Raw genomic sequence first — 18,140 nt, 5'->3', positions numbered from 1 at the left:
TTCAGTTCCCCTGCCGTTCAACGGATGGCTCGTCAAGAATGCGGTACTCGGCGCTGCGGGCGTGGGCGCTCAGCGATTCGCCACGGGCCAGCACCGAAGCGGTCTTGCCCAGTTCGGAGGCACCCTGCTCGGAGCAGAAGATGATCGACGAACGTTTCTGGAAGTCATACACCCCCAGCGGCGACGAGAAGCGCGCGGTGCCGGACGTCGGCAATACGTGGTTAGGGCCTGCGCAATAGTCACCCAGGGCCTCGCTGGTGTGGCGGCCCATGAAGATCGCACCGGCGTGGCGGATCTGCGGCAACCAGGCCTGCGGGTCGGCGACCGACAATTCCAGGTGTTCCGGCGCGATGCGGTTGGCGACTTCGATGGCCTGCGCCATGTCATCGACTTTGATCAGTGCCCCACGGCCATTGATCGACGTGTTGATGATCTCGGCGCGGTCCATGGTCGGCAACAGCTTGTCGATGCTCGCGGCCACCTTGTCGAGAAACTCGGCGTCCGGGCTGACCAGGATCGCCTGGGCGTCTTCGTCGTGCTCGGCCTGGGAAAACAGGTCCATGGCGATCCAGTCCGGATCGGTCTGGCCGTCGCACACCACGAGGATTTCCGAAGGACCGGCGATCATGTCGATGCCAACCTGGCCAAACACGTGGCGCTTGGCGGTGGCGACATAGATGTTGCCCGGGCCGACCACCTTGTCCACCCGTGGCACGCTTTCGGTGCCATAGGCCAGCGCCGCCACGGCCTGGGCACCGCCGATGGTGAACACCCGGTCCACGCCAGCGATGCAAGCGGCGGCCAGCACCAACTCATTGATCTCACCCCGCGGGGTCGGGACGACCATGACCACTTCAGTCACACCGGCGACCTTGGCCGGGATGGCGTTCATCAGCACCGAGGACGGATAGGACGCCTTGCCCCCCGGCACGTACAGGCCGGCGCGGTCCAGCGGCGTGACTTTCTGGCCCAGCACCGTGCCGTCCGCTTCGGTGTAGCTCCAGGAGTCCTGTTTCTGCCTTTCGTGATAGTCACGGACCCGGGACGCGGCCTTTTCCAAGGCTTCGCGCTGGGGCACGGTGATCCGGGTCAGGGCCAGTTCCAAGCGCTCGCGCGGCAGGATCAGGTCGGCCATGGACGCCACTTGCAGGCCGTCGAATTTCTGGGTGAATTCCACCAGGGCGGCATCGCCACGCTCGCGCACGGCCTTGATGATGTCCAGCACCCGCTGATTGACCGAGTCGTCAGACACGCTTTCCCAGCTCAGCAGATGATCCAGATGATGTGCGAAATCCGGGTCGGCAGCGTTGAGTCGGCGAATCGAAGTGGGAGCGGTCATAGCGAGGGCCTCATTAATGGCAAATGCTCAGGCGCCCTAAGCTACCAGTCCATTCGCGTGGGCACCTGAGAAAATTGGCTATGACACGGATAGACGGGCGCGACTCAAGGTCGCGCAGGTGAATCAGCCGCGGTGTCGCGATTCCACTGCCTTGCGCAGGGTATCGATCAGAGCCTGGATACGAGCATGTTGCATTTTCATCGACGCCTTGTTGACGACCAGCCGGGAGGTGATGTCAGCGATGAAGTCCTGGGGTTCCAGGCCGTTGGCCCGCAGGGTGTTACCGGTGTCGACCACGTCGATGATCTTGTCCGCCAGGCCGATCAGCGGCGCCAGCTCCATCGAACCGTACAGCTTGATGATATCGACCTGGCGGCCCTGCTCGGCGTAATAACGCTTGGCAATGTTGACGAACTTGGTCGCCACCCGCAGACGCCCCTTGGGCTCCGGCGCGCCGACTTTACCGGCGGTCATCAGCTTGCAGCGGGCGATCCGCAGGTCCAGGGGCTCGTACAGGCCCTGGCCGCCGTATTCCATCAGCACGTCCTTGCCGGCGACGCCCAGGTCGGCGGCGCCATGTTCCACGTAGGTCGGCACGTCGGTGGCACGCACGATCAGCAAGCGCACGTCGGCCTGGGTCGTGGGGATGATCAGCTTGCGGCTCTTGTCCGGATTCTCGGTCGGCACGATGCCCGCTTCAGCCAGAAGCGGCAGGGTATCGTCAAGGATGCGGCCCTTGGACAGTGCGATGGTCAACATGGGAAACGTCAGTCCTTATCAAGGTACTCATGCCCGGTCGCAAGCGGCGCCGGACATACATCGAGGGCGCAACCACCCTCGACCTGAAACGAAATCAACGGGCACATCCGTGTGCCCCTGCAGCCGGAACTAGCCCGGCACGCGGCGGATCTTGGCGCCGAGCATCTGCAGTTTTTCTTCGATGCACTCGTAGCCACGGTCGATGTGGTAGATGCGGTCGATCAGGGTATCGCCTTCGGCAACCAGGGCCGAGATGACCAGGCTGGCCGAAGCCCGCAGGTCGGTGGCCATGACTGGCGCACCCTTGAGCTTCTCGGTGCCCGTGACGATGGCGGTGTTGCCTTCGACCTGGATCTTGGCGCCCATGCGGTGCAGTTCGTAGACGTGCATGAAGCGGTTTTCGAAGATCGTCTCGATCACCGCGCCGGTGCCTTCGGCAATGGCGTTGAGGGAGATGAACTGCGCCTGCATGTCGGTGGGGAACGCCGGGTACGGCGCGGTCCGCACGTTGACGGCCTTGGGCCGCTTGCCGTGCATGTTCACTTCGATCCAGTCTTCGCCGCAGGTGACTTCGGCACCGGCTTCCTTGAGTTTTTCCAGGACGGCTTCGAGGATGGTCGGATCGGTGTCCTTGACCTTGACGCGGCCACCGGTCACGGCAGCAGCCACCAGGTAAGTGCCGGTTTCGATCCGGTCCGGCATCACCTTGTAGGTAGCCGAATGCAGGCGCTCGACGCCATCGATGGTGATGGTGTCGGTGCCGGCGCCGCTGATCTTGGCACCCATGGCGATCAGGAAGTTCGCCAGGTCGACCACTTCAGGCTCGCGGGCGGCGTTCTGCAGCACGCTACGGCCCTTGGCCAGTGCGGCAGCCATCATGATGTTCTCGGTACCGGTCACGCTGACGGTGTCGAAGAAGAAGTGCGCACCGCGCAAGCCACCTTCCGGCGCCTTGGCCTTGATGTAGCCGCCTTCGACGTCGATCACCGCGCCCATGGCTTCCAGGCCACGGATGTGCAGGTCCACCGGACGCGAGCCGATGGCGCAACCGCCAGGCAAGGCGACTTCGGCCTCACCGAAACGAGCTACCATCGGCCCCAATACCAAAATCGACGCACGCATGGTTTTCACCAGTTCGTACGGGGCGATCAGGGTCTTGATGGTGCGTGGGTCGATCTCGACGCTGAGCTTCTCGTCGATCACCGGCTCGATGCCCATGCGGCCGAACAGCTCGATCATCGTGGTGATGTCGTGCAGGTGCGGCAGGTTGGCTACAGTCACAGGACCGTCGCACAGCAGGGTCGCGGCCAGGATTGGCAGGGCGGAGTTCTTTGCCCCGGAAATACGGATTTCGCCATCAAGACGAGCGCCGCCGGTAATAATCAGTTTATCCATAAGAATCTCGAGGCCCTTGGGCTCAGGTGCGCTCGGCCCAGGCCGCGCTGCTGAAAAATTTCATCGTGACCGCGTGGATGCTGCCATCGGCGATCCATGGGTTCAAATGGGCATAGATGCTCTGCTGACGCTTCACTGGACTCAACGCCGCCAGTTCATCGCTGATTACGTTCAGCTGGAAATTGCAGCCTTCGCCTTCAACCTCCACCTGCGTACCAGGCAGCTTTCCTTCAAGGAAGCTCTTCACTTCTACAGCCTGCATGCTCAACCTCAATCGGCGCCCTGTGCGCGCGGGTCGCACATCATACAAAAAAGCCCCGCGCCTGCGAACCCCGCGAAGCAGGACTCTGACAGAGGGGCTTTTCCAACAATGTGGGTCAGGGGTGCACCAACAGCTCGGTCAGTTCGCTGACCTGGGCTATTTCGCGCATATCTTCGGGCATCCCACGGATGCTCCACGCTTTGCCGGCCGCCTTGGCGTCCCGCATGAAACACAGCAGCAGCGACAAGCCGACACTGCTGGACTTCTGCACCGCCGAGCAGTCAATGACCACCTCGGCGCCGCCAATGGACTTGATCAGCGCCTGGCCCTGCTTGCGCAGGGCCGGCCCAGTGCGGTAATCCAGCACGCCGCTGAGCAGCAGCTCACCGGCCCCGCCCAGACGAACGGCCGATTCACTCACCGACTCGATCATTGTTCCTGCTTCTCTTTGGCTTCTTCGGTCACTTCCTTGGCCTTGGCGACTTCACCGGCCCAACCGTCGATGGTCTTGTCCAGGTCGTTGCCATTGCGTTGCATGGCGTCGGCGAACTGATCGCGGAACAGCTTGCCGATGTTGATGCCGTTGATGATCACGTTGCGCACCTTCCACTCGCCGTTGATCTTCTCCAGCGTGTACGACACCGGGTAGACCGCGCCGTTGTTGCCCTTGACCTGCATGTCGACGCTGGTGCGGGTGCCGCTTTCATCCTTGGCCGGGGAAACGGTGATGCCCTGGTTGTTGTACTCCAGCAAGGCATTGCCATAGAACTGCATCAGGCTGCGCTTGAAGTTCTCCTGGAAGCGGGTCATCTGCGCCGGGGTGGCCTTGCGCGAGTACTTGACGGTCATGATGCTCTTGGAGATGCCATCGGCGTCCACCACAGGGCCGACGATGCCGTTCAGCGCGTCATAGAACGCGCTGGGGTCCTGCTTGTATTTGTCTTTGTTGGCGGCAAGGTCCGCCAGCAACCGGGTGGTCGTGTCCTGGATGATGTCATGGGCCGAAGGCGCGGCCACGGCGTTGGCCATCAACGGCAGCGCCGCGAGCAGCACCAACAGGCTACGTCGCAAGATAGAGATCATTCAAAAGCTCCTCATTTGGCGTCTTTGCTAACGGTATTGAGCAGGAATTTACCGATCAGGTCCTCGAGCACCAGGGACGACTGCGTGTCGTGGATGACGCCACCGTCCTTGAGCACGGTGTCTTCCCCACCCACGCTGATGCCAATGTACTTCTCGCCCAGCAGCCCAGCCGTGAGGATAGATGCAGTGGAGTCAGTCGGCAGGTTGTCCACGCGCTTTTCCAACTGCAGCGTCACCCGACCGGTGAAATCCTCGCGGTTCAGATCGATTGCCGTGACCTTGCCGATGGTCACACCGGCCATGGTCACCTTGGCTCTGACCGTCAAACCGGCGATATTGTCAAAGTTGGCATAAAGTTTATAAGTATCGGTGCTTGCCGTCGGCGCCAGTCCACTGACCCGCAGGGCCAGCAGCAACAAAGCCAGGATGCCAGCCAGCAAGAAAAGGCCGACACCGATTTCCAGGGTGCGGTTTTGCATCAGAAATCTCCAAACATCAAGGCGGTCAGAATAAAGTCAAGGCCCAGGACCGCCAGCGAGGCGTACACCACGGTCTTGGTTGTGGCACGGCTGATCCCCTCTGAAGTGGGCTCACAGTCATAGCCTTGAAACACGGCGATCCAGGTCACGACGAACGCGAACACGGCACTTTTGATCACGCCATTGAGGACATCGTCGAGGAAGTCGACACTGTTCTGCATGTTCGACCAGTAGGAACCCTCATAGACCCCCAGCCAGTCGACGGCCACCCAGGAGCCGCCCCAGATCCCCACGACGCTGAAGATCATCGCCAGCACCGGCAGGGAAATGAAGCCGGCCCACAGGCGCGGGGCAACAATGTATTTGAGCGGGTCGACACCGATCATTTCCAGGCTGGACAGTTGCTCGGTGGACTTCATGTTACCGATTTCAGCCGTCAGCGCCGAACCGGCACGCCCGGCGAACAGCAGCGCGGTCACCACGGGGCCAAGCTCGCGCAGCAGCGTCAGGGCGACCATCTGCCCGACCGCCTGCTCCGAACCGTAGCTGGACAAAATGCTGAAGCCTTGCAGCGCCAGCACCATGCCGATGAAGATCCCGGAGACGACGATGATCACCAGGGACATCACGCCCACCGAGTGCAACTGCTTGACCAGCAGGCCAAAGCCGCCGCCCGTCGAGTTGCGACCGAGCAAGGCGTGCATCAAAAACAGCGAGGAACGGCCCAGCACCGCCACCACGTCGATGCCGGAGCGACCGAACAGGCGAATTCTTTCCAACAGTGATTTCTTGCGCATCAGCGCTTCCCCAGCAGATCGGTACGGTAATCCGTGGCCGGGAAATGGAACGCCACCGGCCCGTCCGGATCACCCTTCATGAATTGGCGAATGCGCGGGTTGTCCGAATCCGCCAGTTCCTGCGGCGTGCCCTGCCCCAGCACCTGCCCATCGCCGACCACATAGATGTAGTCGGCAATGCTCGCGGTTTCGGCCAAATCGTGGGAGACCACGATACTGGTGATGCCCAGCGCATCATTAAGCAGGCGGATCAGGCGCACGAGCACCCCCATGGCGATCGGATCCTGGCCGACGAAGGGCTCGTCGTACATGAGGATCTTCGGATCGAGGGCAATCGCCCGCGCCAGCGCGACACGACGCTTCATGCCGCCGGACAGCTCGTCCGGCATCAGGTCGATGGCGCCGCGCAGCCCGACGGCCTGCAATTTGAGCAGGACGATGTCGCGGATCATTTCTTCCGGCAGGTCGGTATGGACCCGCAGCGGGAACGCCACGTTCTCGAACACATCGAGGTCGGTGAACAGCGCGCCGCTCTGGAACAGCACCCCCATGTGCTTGCGCGCATCGAACAGGTCGCTGCGAGACAATTGGGGAAGATTCTGGCCATTGACCCAGACTTCGCCGGCACTGGGACGCAGCTGCGCGCCCATCAGCCGCAGCAGCGTGGTCTTGCCACACCCGGAGGGCCCCATGATGCCGGTGACCTTGCCCCGTGGTATGCGAATATCGATGTCATTGAAAATGCTGCGCGTCCCTCGCTTGAAGGACAGTCCCTTCAGCTCGACCGCGTAGGCGTTGTCGGCACTCATCTAAACTCCTTGCGATGCAGCCTCACATTCGAATGCCTTGGGCAGCCAACAAGCGTCGCTACCACCGGCAGCGAACCGGCGGCGAACTATATCACTGCAACAGCGAAGCGCCCAAGGCCAACGGCCCCGCCGTTAAGCCTGGCTTAAGGTAAAAAGTCTGATATTACGTCGAACCTTGCAGCCGCCAGCACAAAGCATGACGAACTTACGTGAGGGAATTGTTCATTGCCGCTATAATCGCCGCCTTTTCATCGGGCTATACGATTTCTGACATGAACCAATCCAGCGACCTGATTCAATCGGCACAACGTACCATCCGCCTCGAGCTTGAAGCCGTGCAAGGCTTGCTGGCCCATATCGACGCTGATTTCGTACGCGCCTGCGAGATGATTCTGGCCAGCAAGGGCCGCGTGGTCGTGGTCGGCATGGGCAAGTCCGGGCACATCGGCAACAAGATCGCCGCCACCCTCGCCAGCACCGGCACCACGGCCTTTTTTGTCCACCCGGCCGAGGCCAGCCACGGCGACATGGGCATGATCACCCGGGACGACGTCATCCTGGCCTTGTCCAACTCCGGCTCCACCAATGAAATCATCACGTTGCTGCCGTTGATCAAGCGCCTGGGCATCCAGTTGATCAGCATGACCGGCAACCCGGACTCGCCGCTGGCCAAGGCCGCCGAAGTGAACCTCAATGTCCATGTCGAACACGAAGCCTGCCCGCTGAACCTGGCGCCGACCTCCTCCACCACCGCAGCCCTGGTCATGGGCGACGCCCTGGCCGTGGCGCTGCTGGAGGCCCGGGGCTTCACCGCGGAAGACTTCGCCTTTTCCCATCCCGGTGGTGCCCTTGGCCGTCGCCTGCTGCTGAAAGTCGAAAACGTGATGCACGCCGGCCAGGCATTGCCACAGGTTGTGCGCGGCACGTTGCTCAAGGACGCGCTCATGGAGATGACCCGCAAGGGACTGGGCATGACGGTAGTGCTGGAAGCCGACGGCAAGCTCGCCGGGATCTTTACCGACGGCGACCTGCGCCGCACCCTGGACCGCGCCATCGACATCCACAGCGCGACCATCGAGCAAGTCATGACGCCCCACGGCAAGACCGCCCGTGCCGAGATGCTCGCCGCCGAGGCCTTGAAAATCATGGAAGACCATAAAATCAGTGCCCTGGTCGTCGTCGATGGCGAAGACCGTCCGGTGGGCGCCCTGAACATGCACGATTTGCTGCGCGCGGGAGTCATGTAAATGAACACAGACCTGTTGCAACGGGGCCAAGCCATCAAGCTGGCCGTGTTCGATGTGGACGGCGTGCTGACTGACGGTCGCCTGTATTTCCTCGAAGACGGCAGCGAGTTCAAGACCTTCAACACCCTCGACGGCCAGGGCATCAAGATGTTGATGGCCGCCGGCGTGCAGACCGCTATCATCAGTGGCCGAAAGACCCCGGTGGTCGAGCGGCGCGCGAAGAACCTCGGCATCCCGCACCTTTACCAGGGGCGCGAAGACAAACTGGTGGTGCTGGACGAGCTCTTGGGCCAACTCAACCTAAGCTATGAACAAGTGGCCTATCTCGGTGACGACCTGCCGGACCTGCCGGTGATTCGCCGGGTCGGCCTGGGCATGGCCGTCGCCAACGCGGCCAGTTTCGTGCGCGAGCACGCCCACGGAATCACCACGGCGCGAGGCGGCGAAGGTGCCGCCCGCGAATTCTGTGAACTGATCCTGCGCGCCCAGGGCCGTCTCGAAGCGGCCAACGCCGCGTACCTGTGAGCCATTTATGCTGAGCAAAAAGATTCGCACCGTTGTGGTGTTTGCCTGTATCGCGGCGATTTTCGCCGCGGTGGGCTATTGGAACATCAGCCCTGAACGGTTTCTCGACCAGCCTGCGGCCCAAGTCGAGGAAAAGATCGACTGGTACGCGACCAACACCCACACCCTGCAGTACCTGCCCGACGGCAAAGTGCAATATGAGATGACGTCCGACAAGGTCGACCACGTCAAGGCCACTGACATTACGCTGGTCACCAAGCCGGACTTGAACATATTCCGCGGCACCGATTTTCCCTGGCATGTGCAGAGCGAGCACGCCGAAGTCAATTCCGGTGGCACCGAAGTGGAACTGATCGACTCGGTACGCATCGCCCGGACCGACGAGAAGAACCGTGCGACCATCATCACCAGCACACGCATGACGGTATTCCCACAGCAAGAATATGCGCAGACCGAGCAACCCGTTAGAATCGACGGCGCCGGGGGTGTATCGACTGGCACGGGAATGAAGGCGTATTTGAAGGAAAGCAGGATACACCTGCTATCGAACGTAAGAGGACAGTATGAAGCTCGCTAAAACCCTCCCTATTTTGCTCAGTCTGGGCGCAGCACTGGGAAGCGCGAGCGCCTGGGCTCTTCCCACCGACCGCGACCAGCCTATCCGTATCCAGGCCGACGACGCGCAACTCGACGACAAGAATGGCGTCGCCACCTATAAAGGCGACGTGATCATCACCCAAGGCTCGATGAAGGTCACCGGCAACACCGTGACCATCACCCGCACCCAATCCGGCGATATCGACGTGGTGACCTCGGTGGGCAACCTGGCCTATTTCGAGCAGATGCAGACCGCGGGCGACACCAAGCCGGTACAAGGCTACGGGGTGACCATCCAGTACCACGCCTCCCAGGATCGCGTGGTTTTGATCGACCGTGCCAAGGTCGTCGACAAGGACAACAACGTCACCCAAGGCGAGAAAATCGTCTACGACACCAACAAGAAACTCGCCAGCGCCGGTCGCGCCACCGGCAGCAAGGTGACCGAGCAGCGTCCGCGGATCGACATGGTGATCCAGCCTAAAAAGAAAACCGAGCAGAAGGCCCAGTAATGGCAACTCTGAAAGCTCAGCACTTGGCCAAGAGCTACAAGAGCCGTCAAGTCGTGCGTGATGTCAGCCTGTCCATCGACAGCGGCCAGATCGTCGGCCTGCTCGGCCCCAATGGCGCGGGCAAGACCACTTGTTTCTACATGATCGTCGGCCTGGTCCAGGCCGATCAGGGTCGCGTATTGATCGACGACCTGGATGTCAGCCACCAGCCGATGCACGGCCGCGCGAAGGCCGGTATCGGCTATTTGCCGCAAGAAGCGTCGATCTTCCGCAAACTGTCGGTGGCCGACAACATCATGGCGATCCTCGAGACCCGCAAGGAACTCGACAAGGCCGGCCGTCGCCAGGAGCTGGAAAGCCTGTTGCAGGAATTCCACATCAGCCACATTCGCGACAACCTGGGCATGAGCCTGTCCGGTGGTGAACGGCGTCGTGTGGAAATCGCCCGCGCCCTGGCCACCGCGCCGAAATTCATCCTGCTCGACGAACCGTTCGCCGGCGTGGACCCGATCTCGGTGGGGGACATCAAGCAGATCATCCATCACCTCAAGGCCAAGGGCATCGGCGTGCTGATCACCGACCACAACGTACGCGAGACGCTGGATATCTGCGAAACCGCCTACATTGTCAATGACGGCCAGTTGATTGCCGAAGGTGACTCCGCTGCGATCCTGGCCAACGACCTGGTCAAGGAAGTGTACCTGGGCCATGAGTTCCGCCTGTAAGCACGCGTGTCTGGCGAATTGCCCGGGCGTCGTTTGATTTTATTATGGCGACGCTCTAGGCAAACACTTCAGTTTCAGGCATATAATTTGCTTAAGTTTGGCGCTTCGGCGCCCTGTAGTGGATGGCGCATGTGCGCCGGCGAATAAGGTGTTAAGCCCCTGCCATGAAACCATCGCTAGTCTTGAGAATGGGCCAGCAGCTGACGATGACACCGCAGCTGCAACAGGCCATCCGCCTGCTCCAATTGTCGACCCTGGACCTGCAACAGGAAATCCAGGAGGCCCTGGAGTCCAATCCGATGCTCGAACGCCAGGAAGAAGGCGACGACTTCGATAACACCGATCCGCTGGCCGACAACGTCGAGCAAAAGACCAACACCGAGATCCCGGAACCGTCCTACCAGGAAGCCGCCCCGACGGTGGACAACCTCGAGGAGGGCGAATGGAACGAACGCATTCCCAACGAGCTGCCCGTGGACACGGCCTGGGAAGACGTCTACCAGACCAGCGCCAGCAACCTGCCGAGCAGCGATGACGACGAGTGGGACTTCACCACCCGCACCTCTGCCGGCGAGAGCCTGCAAAGCCATCTGCTGTGGCAACTGAACCTGGCGCCGATGTCCGACACCGATCGCCTGATCGCCGTGACCCTGATCGATTGCATCAACAACCAGGGCTACCTGGACGAGACCCTCGAGGAAATCCTCGAAGCCTTCGACCCCGAGCTCGACATCGAGCTGGACGAGATCGAAGCCGTCCTCCATCGCATCCAGCAGTTCGAGCCGGCCGGCATCGGCGCTCGCAACCTGGGCGAGTGCCTGTTGCTGCAATTGCGCCAGCTGTCCGCCAAGACGCCGTGGCTGGCCGAAGCCAAGCGACTGGTCACCGATTACATCGACCTGCTGGGCGGTCGCGACTACAGCCAACTGATGCGCCGCATGAAGCTCAAGGAAGATGAGCTGCGCCAGGTCATCGAGCTGGTGCAGAGCCTCAACCCGCGCCCCGGCTCGCAGATCGAATCCACCGAGCCTGAGTACGTGGTGCCCGACGTGATCGTGCGCAAGCACAATGATCGCTGGCTGGTGGAGCTCAACCAGGAGTCGGTGCCCAAGCTGCGCGTCAACGCCCAGTACGCCGGCTTCGTCAAGCGTGCCGACACCAGCGCCGACAACACCTTCATGCGCAATCAGCTGCAGGAAGCCCGCTGGTTCATCAAGAGCCTGCAAAGCCGCAACGAAACATTGATGAAAGTTGCCACCCAGATCGTCGAGCATCAGCGCGGCTTCCTGGAGTACGGCGATGAAGCGATGAAACCCTTGGTCCTGCATGACATTGCCGAGGCCGTGGGCATGCACGAGTCGACGATTTCCCGGGTGACCACCCAGAAATTCATGCATACCCCCCGGGGCATCTATGAATTGAAATATTTTTTCTCCAGCCACGTCAGCACCTCCGAAGGCGGCGAATGCTCGTCCACGGCCATCCGCGCGATCATCAAAAAACTGGTGGCTGCGGAAAATCAGAAAAAGCCGTTGAGTGACAGCAAGATCGCTGGTTTACTGGAGGCACAAGGCATTCAGGTGGCCCGCCGTACCGTCGCCAAGTACCGTGAATCCCTCGGGATCGCGCCTTCGAGCGAACGCAAGCGGTTGATGTAACAAGGCCACGCCACAGCGTTCCAGTGGCAGGCATTTCTGCCTGCCGCTTTATGCACTGGCAACGAAGGAGAAGCTGTATGCAAGTCAACATCAGTGGACACCAACTGGAAGTGACCGAACCCCTGCGCACCTATATCGGCGAAAAACTCGACCGATTGGAGAGGCATTTCGACAAGATCACCAACGTGCAAGTCACGATGAACGTCGAGAAGCTGCTGCAGAAAATCGAAGCCACGCTGCATATTCCCGGCGGAGAAGTGGTTGCCAACGCAGAGCACACAGACATGTATGCCGCGATTGACCTGCTGACCGACAAGCTGGATCGCCAACTCAAAAAGCATAAGGAAAAGACCCAGAGCCTCCTCCAGGGCGCTACCGGTCGTTAACCCCCCCAATCCATGATCCGACTAGAAACCATCCTGACCCCCGGCCGTTCCCAAGTGAACGCGCCGGGCGGCAGTAAAAAGAAAGCCCTCGAACAAATTGCCAACCTGATCCACCGCGAGGTGCCTGATCTGGTGATGCAGGACGTCTTCGAGGCCCTGGTTGCCCGTGAAAAACTCGGTTCCACCGGTTTTGGCAACGGCATCGCCATTCCTCACTGCCGTCTCAAGGGGTGTGCCGCGCCGATCAGCGCATTGTTGCACCTTGAAGCCCCCATAGATTTCGACGCCATCGACGGCGCCCCGGTCGACCTGCTGTTTGTATTGCTGGTTCCGGAAGCGGCGACCGATGCGCACCTCGAGCTGCTGCGCCAGATTGCCAGCATGCTGGACCGCAAGGAAGTGCGCGAAAAACTGCGCAGCGCACCGAGTAACGAAGCTTTGTACCAGGTGGTCCTGGACGAGCAGAACGGTCATTAAACATGCGCATGATCATCGTCAGTGGCCGCTCCGGCTCCGGTAAAAGCACGGCCCTCAACGTGCTTGAGGACAGCGGCTACTATTGCATCGACAACCTGCCCGCCGGCCTGCTGCCGGAACTGGCCGAGCGCGCCCTGATCCACACGGAACTGGCGCAGCCGCTGGTGGCGGTGTCCATCGATGCGCGCAACCTGCCGAGCCACCTGTCGCGCTTCCCTGAACTGCTCGAGGAAGTGCGTAGCCGGCATATCCAGTGCGATGTGTTGTACCTGGATGCCGATGAGGAGACGCTGCTCAAGCGCTTTTCCGAAACCCGCCGGCGCCACCCCCTGAGCAACGCCAACCGCTCCCTGGCCGAAGCCATCGACGATGAAAGCCAATTGCTGGGGCCGATTGCCGACCTGGCCGACCTGAAGGTCAACACCACGCACCTGAACCTGTATCAGCTACGTGACACGATCAAGCTGCGCCTGCTGAACCAACCGGAGCCGGGCACGGCGTTTTTGGTGGAGTCGTTCGGCTTCAAGCGTGGCATGCCGGTGGATGCCGACCTGGTGTTCGATGTGCGCTGCCTGCCCAACCCCTATTGGAAACCGGAATTGCGCGAACAGTCCGGGCTTGACCAACCAGTGATCGACTACCTGGCCGCACAGCCGGACGTCGAGGAAATGTACCAGGACATCTCCAGCTACCTGCTCAAATGGCTACCCCGCTTTGCCGCGAGCAATCGCGCCTATGTCACGATCGCCATCGGCTGTACCGGCGGTCATCACCGCTCCGTCTACCTGACCGAACGCCTGGGTCAGCTCCTGCAACAATCCCTGAAGAATGTCCAGGTTCGCCACCGCGACCTCAGCTAAAGGATTCACATCGCGATGCCTGCTCGGGAAATTGAAATCATCAACAAGCTGGGTTTGCATGCCCGGGCGTCGGCAAAATTCGTCGGTGTGGCGGGTCAGTTTCCGGATACCACCATCAGGGTCGGGCGTACGCCCGAGACCACCGTCGACGGTAAAAGCATCATGGCGATGATGATGCTCGCCGCTGGCAAGGGCACCAGGATTCACCTGAGCACTGAAGGGGAGCAAGCGCAGGAAGCGATGGATGCGCTGGTGGCGCTGATCAACAACTACTTTGACGAAGGCGAGTAACCCCCCCAGGACTCGAGCCGAGCTTAGTTGTGGCGAGGGAGCTTGCTCCCGCTCGGCTGCGAAGCAGCCGTAAATCCACAGCAGGAAAACACAACGGGGCCTGCTTCGCAGGCCAGCGGGAGCAAGCTCCCTCGCCACAACAGCACAAACGCATGGCCCCTGGATTGCGTCAGGCCAACGCCGTATCCAACACCATCATCAGACAAAACCCCACCAGCAATCCCAGGCTCGCCAATTTCTCGTAACCATTGCGACGGGATTCGGGGATGACCTCATGGGTCACCACCAGCAGCATCGCCCCGGCCGCCAACGCCAGCCCCAGGGGCAAGAGCATCTCGGCCAGGCTCACCAACCAGGCGCACAACAGCGCGAACACGGGCTCGACCAGCCCGGACGCGGCGCCAATCAGGAACGCCTTCACCCGCGACATACCCGCCGCGGCCAGCACCAGCGCGATCACCAGCCCTTCGGGGACATCCTGCAGGGCGATGCCCATTGCCAAGCTGTCGGCATCGGGCATGCCGCCGCCTGCGGACACGCCCACCGCCATGCCTTCCGGAATGTTGTGGGCGATGATGGCGAACACGAACAACCAGATCCGCGGCGCAATGATCGGACGTCCTGGCGCTGCGACCAGCCGTTCGGGGCTGGCCGACACCTTGCGGTCCACCAGGTACAGCCCGAACGCTCCCGACATGATGCCAAAACAGATGAGACCGCTGGCTGCCCAAGGCGTGAGCCCCAGTTGCTCGGCCGCGGCAATGCCCGGCACGATCAGCGAAAACGCCGTGGCGGCGAGCATCACCCCAGCCCCGAAGCCTAGCAATGAATCGCTCACGGCCTGGGGCATGCGTCGAATGACCAGCACCGGCACGGCCCCCAGCGCGGTGCCCAAGGCGCACAACCCACCGCCTTGAAGCGCCCGCAACAGCTTGGGCTCCAGGTCCAGCCACGCCAGGCCCTGGGCCGCCAACAACGTCATGCCGGCCAACAGCAACAGCGACCCCAAGGCATAGCGGAACATCCGTCCGCCGCCAATCGCCAGTGTTTGAGTGTCCATGATCAGCCTTGGGTTGTGTTCATGAAGGACTCGAAGCCAGCGCTGCCTGATAGCGTCGGGCAACTTCAGGCCAATTGATCACGTTGTAGAAGGCGTTGATGTATTCCGGACGACGGTTCTGGTAGCGCAAGTAATAGGCGTGCTCCCAAACGTCGAGACCAAGAATCGGCGTGTTGCCATTCATCAACGGACTGTCCTGGTTGCCGCTGCTTTCCACCACCAGGGTCTTTTGCGGGGTCACGCTCAACCAGGCCCAGCCGCTGCCGAAACGGGTCAGTGCCGCTTTGGTGAAGGCTTCCTTGAAACGCTCGATGCCGCCCAGTTGCGCGTCGATCGCCGCCGCCAGGGCGCCCTCGGGCTGGCCGCCGCCCTGGGGCGTCATCACCTCCCAGAACAACGAATGGTTGGCGTGGCCACCGCCCTGGTTGATCACCGCAGCCTTCAGGTTTGGTGGCAACTGTTCCACGCTGGCCACCAGTTTTTCGACGGGCCATTCGGCGTATTCGGTGCCGTCCACCGCCGCGTTGAGGTTATTGATGTAGGTCTGGTGGTGCTTGGTGTAGTGGATTTCCATGGTTTGCGCATCGATGTGCGGTTCCAGGGCGTCGTAGGCGTAAGGCAATGCAGGCAAGGTAAAAGCCATGTTCAATGAACTCCATGATGAAGAGGGGCATAGCGCTGCCGGGGCGTGACGGCATTGCAGTGCAGCAGACGTTGGGTGCGCGGGTACTCACCGTGCTCGCTGATGAAATTCAGCAGTTCGACATAGGTCTTGTGGCTCTGGCGTTGTGCAGCGGCGCGCAAGGCTGGTGCCAGCCGTTCGTCCTGCATTGTCTGCAACAACCGCTGGTGGATCGCGCACAAGTATTCGGCGCTCTCCTCCGGCTGGTTCAAGCGCAGGTGAAGATCTGCCAGGTTGTGGTGGGAGACGACGCAGGCGGCCACGGCTTCGTCGGCGTCCGCCCAACGCTCGAACAACACTTGGGCCAGCGCCAGGGCTTGCAGGTAGGCTTCGCGGGCATCCACCAGCTCGCCTTGGATGAAACAGCGATTGGCCCGTTCGATCGTACGTTTCCAGTGTTCCATGATGAGTCCTCCACACAGGTGTCGGGGGTTACACGCCGCCAGCGGTGAGCTTCTCCGGGTCCAGCAGGACTTCGAGTTCGCTGCGCGTCAGGTCGGTGTGTTCCAGGGCGACATCGATGACCGGCCGGCCTTGCTGGTAAGCCTTCTTGGCGATTTCAGCGGCCTTCTGGTAACCGATGATCGGGTTCAGCGCGGTCACCAGGATCGGGTTGCGCGACAACGCTTCCTTGAGCCTGGCTTCGTTGACCTTGAACGTGGCGATGGCCTTGTCCGCCAGCAAGCGGCTGGCGCTGGACATCAGGGTGATGCTGCTCAGCAGGTTCTGGGCAATGATCGGCAGCATCACGTTCAATTCGAAATTGCCCGATTGACCGGCGATGGTGATCACCGTGTCGTTGCCGATCACCTGGGCCGCCACCATCGCGGTGGCTTCAGGAATGACCGGGTTGACCTTGCCGGGCATGATCGAGGAACCCGGTTGCAAGCCTTCCAGCTCGATTTCGCCCAGGCCTGCCAGCGGCCCGGAATTCATCCAGCGCAGGTCGTTGGCGATTTTCATCAGCGACACGGCCGTGGTCTTGAGCTGCCCGGAAACCGCCACGGCGGTGTCTTGGGAGCCGATCAAGGCGAACAGGTTCTTGCCTGGGGTGAATTGCACCTGGGTCAATTGCGTCAGTTGCTGGCTGAACAACTCGGCGAAGCGCGGATGGGCATTGACCCCCGTGCCCACCGCCGTCCCCCCCTGGGCCAGGGATTGCAGGCTCGGCAGCAGGTCTTGCAAGTGGCCGATATTGGCCTTGAGTTGCTGGGCCCAACCGTCGAGCACCTGGCTCAGGCGCACCGGCATGGCGTCCATCAGGTGGGTGCGGCCGGTCTTGATGAACGGGTGGACTTCTTTCGCCTTGCGCTCGATCACCTGCACCAGGTGCAACAGCGCCGGTAGCAGTTGCTCATGCAAGGCCAGCGCAGCGCTGACATGAATGCTGGTGGGAATGATGTCGTTGCTGCTCTGACCGCAGTTGACGTGGTCGTTCGGGTTGACCGTCTCTCCCAGCAGGCCGCTGGCGAGGGTGGCGATCACTTCGTTGGCGTTCATGTTGGAACTGGTGCCGGAGCCGGTCTGGAAGATATCCACCGGAAAATGATCCATGTAACGACCTTCGAGCAGTCCCAGGGCGGCATCGACGATGGCCTTGCCCTGGGCCGCGCTGATCTGCTCCAGTTCTACGTTGGCCCGGGCGGCCGCGGCCTTGGCCAGGATCAGGGCTCGGATGAATTGCGTCGGCATCCGCTGGCCGCTGACCGGGAAGTTTTCCACCGCACGCTGGGTCTGGGCGCCATAGAGAGCGTCCACCGGGACGTGCAACTCGCCCATGCTGTCGCGTTCGATACGGGTATTACTCATCGGGAGATCCTTGCACCAGTTCAATAAGGGGAATCGACGGCGCCAGGGCACAGGTGGCCAGCGCCCAGGCGTGACTCTGCCAACGCTTGAGGCGGCAGCGGCACAGTGATTGTCGTTCGAGGTCACGCAATGGTCGCCAGGCCTGGTCAAGGCAGAGGCTGCGCCAATGCCAGGGCAGCGCGACGTCCGAGGCGGTGTCGAGCAGCAAACGGAAGGCAGTTTCGGAAATCATCCACGGCGAGGTGGCGGTACAACACGCCAGGTAGCGGCCCTCGGCCAGGTAGTGCTCGATCAGCCGCGGCTCGTCCGGGTTCATCGCGCAACGGATCTGGCGACTCATCCAGCGCCAGCTTTCAAGGTAGGGTTGTTCGTGCAGGGCAGAACTCAT

24 protein-coding genes are annotated in these 18,140 nt (G+C 61.4%); 10 read left to right on the top strand and 14 right to left on the bottom strand.

The window, feature by feature from the left end; genetic code table 11:
• Position 1: 1 nt before the first annotated feature.
• The 9 genes from hisD to J3P85_RS04295 all read right to left on the bottom strand — a co-directional run bounded on the left by hisD (position 2) and on the right by J3P85_RS04295 (position 6,923).
• Positions 2–1,339, bottom strand: coding sequence for a histidinol dehydrogenase (gene hisD / locus J3P85_RS04335; RefSeq protein WP_092445446.1), 1,338 nt, complete (start codon positions 1,337–1,339; stop codon positions 2–4).
• A 123-nt stretch (positions 1,340–1,462) separates the two neighbouring features.
• A complete protein-coding gene (gene hisG / locus J3P85_RS04330; RefSeq protein WP_053118502.1) occupies positions 1,463–2,098 on the bottom strand; it encodes an ATP phosphoribosyltransferase in 636 nt (211 codons plus the stop codon).
• A gap of 129 nt (positions 2,099–2,227) precedes the next feature.
• On the bottom strand, positions 2,228–3,493 hold the full coding sequence (murA, locus tag J3P85_RS04325; RefSeq protein ID WP_186708857.1) for a UDP-N-acetylglucosamine 1-carboxyvinyltransferase: 1,266 nt from the start codon (positions 3,491–3,493) through the stop codon (positions 2,228–2,230).
• Positions 3,494–3,515: 22 nt separating this feature from the next.
• Complete coding sequence (locus J3P85_RS04320) at positions 3,516–3,755, bottom strand: BolA family protein (RefSeq protein ID WP_007953556.1); 240 nt, start codon at positions 3,753–3,755, stop codon at positions 3,516–3,518.
• A gap of 115 nt (positions 3,756–3,870) precedes the next feature.
• A complete protein-coding gene (locus tag J3P85_RS04315) occupies positions 3,871–4,176 on the bottom strand; it encodes an STAS domain-containing protein (protein ID WP_434705003.1) in 306 nt (101 codons plus the stop codon).
• 8 nt (positions 4,177–4,184) lie between these two features.
• Positions 4,185–4,838 (bottom strand): ABC transporter substrate-binding protein, encoded by a 654-nt coding sequence (locus J3P85_RS04310; RefSeq protein ID WP_186708837.1) that lies wholly within the window; start codon positions 4,836–4,838, stop codon positions 4,185–4,187.
• 11 nt (positions 4,839–4,849) lie between these two features.
• Positions 4,850–5,317 carry an outer membrane lipid asymmetry maintenance protein MlaD gene (mlaD, locus tag J3P85_RS04305; RefSeq protein WP_003178020.1) on the bottom strand — a complete coding sequence of 156 codons (468 nt, stop codon included), beginning with the start codon at positions 5,315–5,317 and terminating at the stop codon, positions 4,850–4,852.
• Positions 5,317–6,114 carry a lipid asymmetry maintenance ABC transporter permease subunit MlaE gene (mlaE, locus tag J3P85_RS04300; RefSeq protein ID WP_186708834.1) on the bottom strand — a complete coding sequence of 266 codons (798 nt, stop codon included), beginning with the start codon at positions 6,112–6,114 and terminating at the stop codon, positions 5,317–5,319. Before mlaE ends, mlaD begins: the two co-directional genes overlap by 1 nt.
• Positions 6,114–6,923: an ATP-binding cassette domain-containing protein gene (locus J3P85_RS04295; protein WP_092205009.1), complete on the bottom strand. Its 810-nt coding sequence runs from the start codon at positions 6,921–6,923 to the stop codon at positions 6,114–6,116. The genes mlaE and J3P85_RS04295 overlap by 1 nt, the downstream gene beginning before the upstream one ends.
• A 272-nt stretch (positions 6,924–7,195) precedes the next feature.
• Between J3P85_RS04295 and J3P85_RS04290 the strand changes: the two genes are divergently transcribed.
• The 10 genes from J3P85_RS04290 to J3P85_RS04245 all read left to right on the top strand — a co-directional run bounded on the left by J3P85_RS04290 (position 7,196) and on the right by J3P85_RS04245 (position 14,201).
• Positions 7,196–8,170 carry a KpsF/GutQ family sugar-phosphate isomerase gene (locus J3P85_RS04290; RefSeq protein WP_186708801.1) on the top strand — a complete coding sequence of 325 codons (975 nt, stop codon included), beginning with the start codon at positions 7,196–7,198 and terminating at the stop codon, positions 8,168–8,170.
• Entirely contained in the window at positions 8,171–8,695 is a 525-nt protein-coding gene (locus J3P85_RS04285; protein ID WP_186708798.1) for a KdsC family phosphatase, read from the top strand.
• A 7-nt stretch (positions 8,696–8,702) separates the two neighbouring features.
• A complete protein-coding gene (gene lptC, locus J3P85_RS04280) occupies positions 8,703–9,272 on the top strand; it encodes an LPS export ABC transporter periplasmic protein LptC (protein ID WP_186730417.1) in 570 nt (189 codons plus the stop codon).
• Entirely contained in the window at positions 9,259–9,804 is a 546-nt protein-coding gene (gene lptA, locus J3P85_RS04275; protein ID WP_186708793.1) for a lipopolysaccharide transport periplasmic protein LptA, read from the top strand. The genes lptC and lptA overlap by 14 nt, the downstream gene beginning before the upstream one ends.
• Complete coding sequence (gene lptB, locus J3P85_RS04270) at positions 9,804–10,529, top strand: LPS export ABC transporter ATP-binding protein (protein ID WP_018614004.1); 726 nt, start codon at positions 9,804–9,806, stop codon at positions 10,527–10,529. The genes lptA and lptB overlap by 1 nt, the downstream gene beginning before the upstream one ends.
• A 164-nt stretch (positions 10,530–10,693) precedes the next feature.
• Positions 10,694–12,187: an RNA polymerase factor sigma-54 gene (locus J3P85_RS04265; protein WP_186708766.1), complete on the top strand. Its 1,494-nt coding sequence runs from the start codon at positions 10,694–10,696 to the stop codon at positions 12,185–12,187.
• 77 nt (positions 12,188–12,264) lie between these two features.
• Complete coding sequence (gene hpf / locus J3P85_RS04260) at positions 12,265–12,573, top strand: ribosome hibernation-promoting factor, HPF/YfiA family (RefSeq protein WP_003178005.1); 309 nt, start codon at positions 12,265–12,267, stop codon at positions 12,571–12,573.
• A 12-nt stretch (positions 12,574–12,585) separates the two neighbouring features.
• On the top strand, positions 12,586–13,050 hold the full coding sequence (gene ptsN / locus J3P85_RS04255) for a PTS IIA-like nitrogen regulatory protein PtsN (protein ID WP_434705002.1): 465 nt from the start codon (positions 12,586–12,588) through the stop codon (positions 13,048–13,050).
• A 2-nt stretch (positions 13,051–13,052) separates the two neighbouring features.
• Positions 13,053–13,910 carry an RNase adapter RapZ gene (gene rapZ / locus J3P85_RS04250; protein WP_003178001.1) on the top strand — a complete coding sequence of 286 codons (858 nt, stop codon included), beginning with the start codon at positions 13,053–13,055 and terminating at the stop codon, positions 13,908–13,910.
• Positions 13,911–13,925: 15 nt separating this feature from the next.
• Positions 13,926–14,201: an HPr family phosphocarrier protein gene (locus J3P85_RS04245; protein WP_434705001.1), complete on the top strand. Its 276-nt coding sequence runs from the start codon at positions 13,926–13,928 to the stop codon at positions 14,199–14,201.
• A 169-nt stretch (positions 14,202–14,370) separates the two neighbouring features.
• Here J3P85_RS04245 and J3P85_RS04240 read toward each other — a convergent pair whose 3' ends face one another.
• The 5 genes from J3P85_RS04240 to J3P85_RS04220 are packed head-to-tail and all read right to left on the bottom strand — an operon-like array spanning position 14,371 to position 18,140.
• The gene (locus J3P85_RS04240; protein WP_434705000.1) at positions 14,371–15,261 is read right to left on the bottom strand and encodes a ZIP family metal transporter; all 891 of its coding nucleotides are present in this window, start codon (positions 15,259–15,261) and stop codon (positions 14,371–14,373) included.
• Positions 15,262–15,280: 19 nt separating this feature from the next.
• Positions 15,281–15,904, bottom strand: a complete 624-nt coding sequence (locus J3P85_RS04235; RefSeq protein WP_434704999.1) for a superoxide dismutase — start codon at positions 15,902–15,904, stop codon at positions 15,281–15,283.
• Between the two features lie 2 nt (positions 15,905–15,906).
• Complete coding sequence (locus J3P85_RS04230) at positions 15,907–16,347, bottom strand: hypothetical protein (RefSeq protein ID WP_434704998.1); 441 nt, start codon at positions 16,345–16,347, stop codon at positions 15,907–15,909.
• A gap of 28 nt (positions 16,348–16,375) precedes the next feature.
• Positions 16,376–17,752, bottom strand: coding sequence for a class II fumarate hydratase (locus tag J3P85_RS04225; protein WP_186730415.1), 1,377 nt, complete (start codon positions 17,750–17,752; stop codon positions 16,376–16,378).
• Entirely contained in the window at positions 17,745–18,140 is a 396-nt protein-coding gene (locus J3P85_RS04220; RefSeq protein WP_053118468.1) for a hypothetical protein, read from the bottom strand. The genes J3P85_RS04225 and J3P85_RS04220 overlap by 8 nt, the downstream gene beginning before the upstream one ends.

This window comes from Pseudomonas sp. Z1-12 (assembly GCF_051132015.1).
GTDB lineage: Bacteria > Pseudomonadota > Gammaproteobacteria > Pseudomonadales > Pseudomonadaceae > Aquipseudomonas > Aquipseudomonas zanjanensis.
Note: the sequence above shows the minus strand (reverse complement) of the source record. Positions and strands in the feature narration are given on the sequence as shown.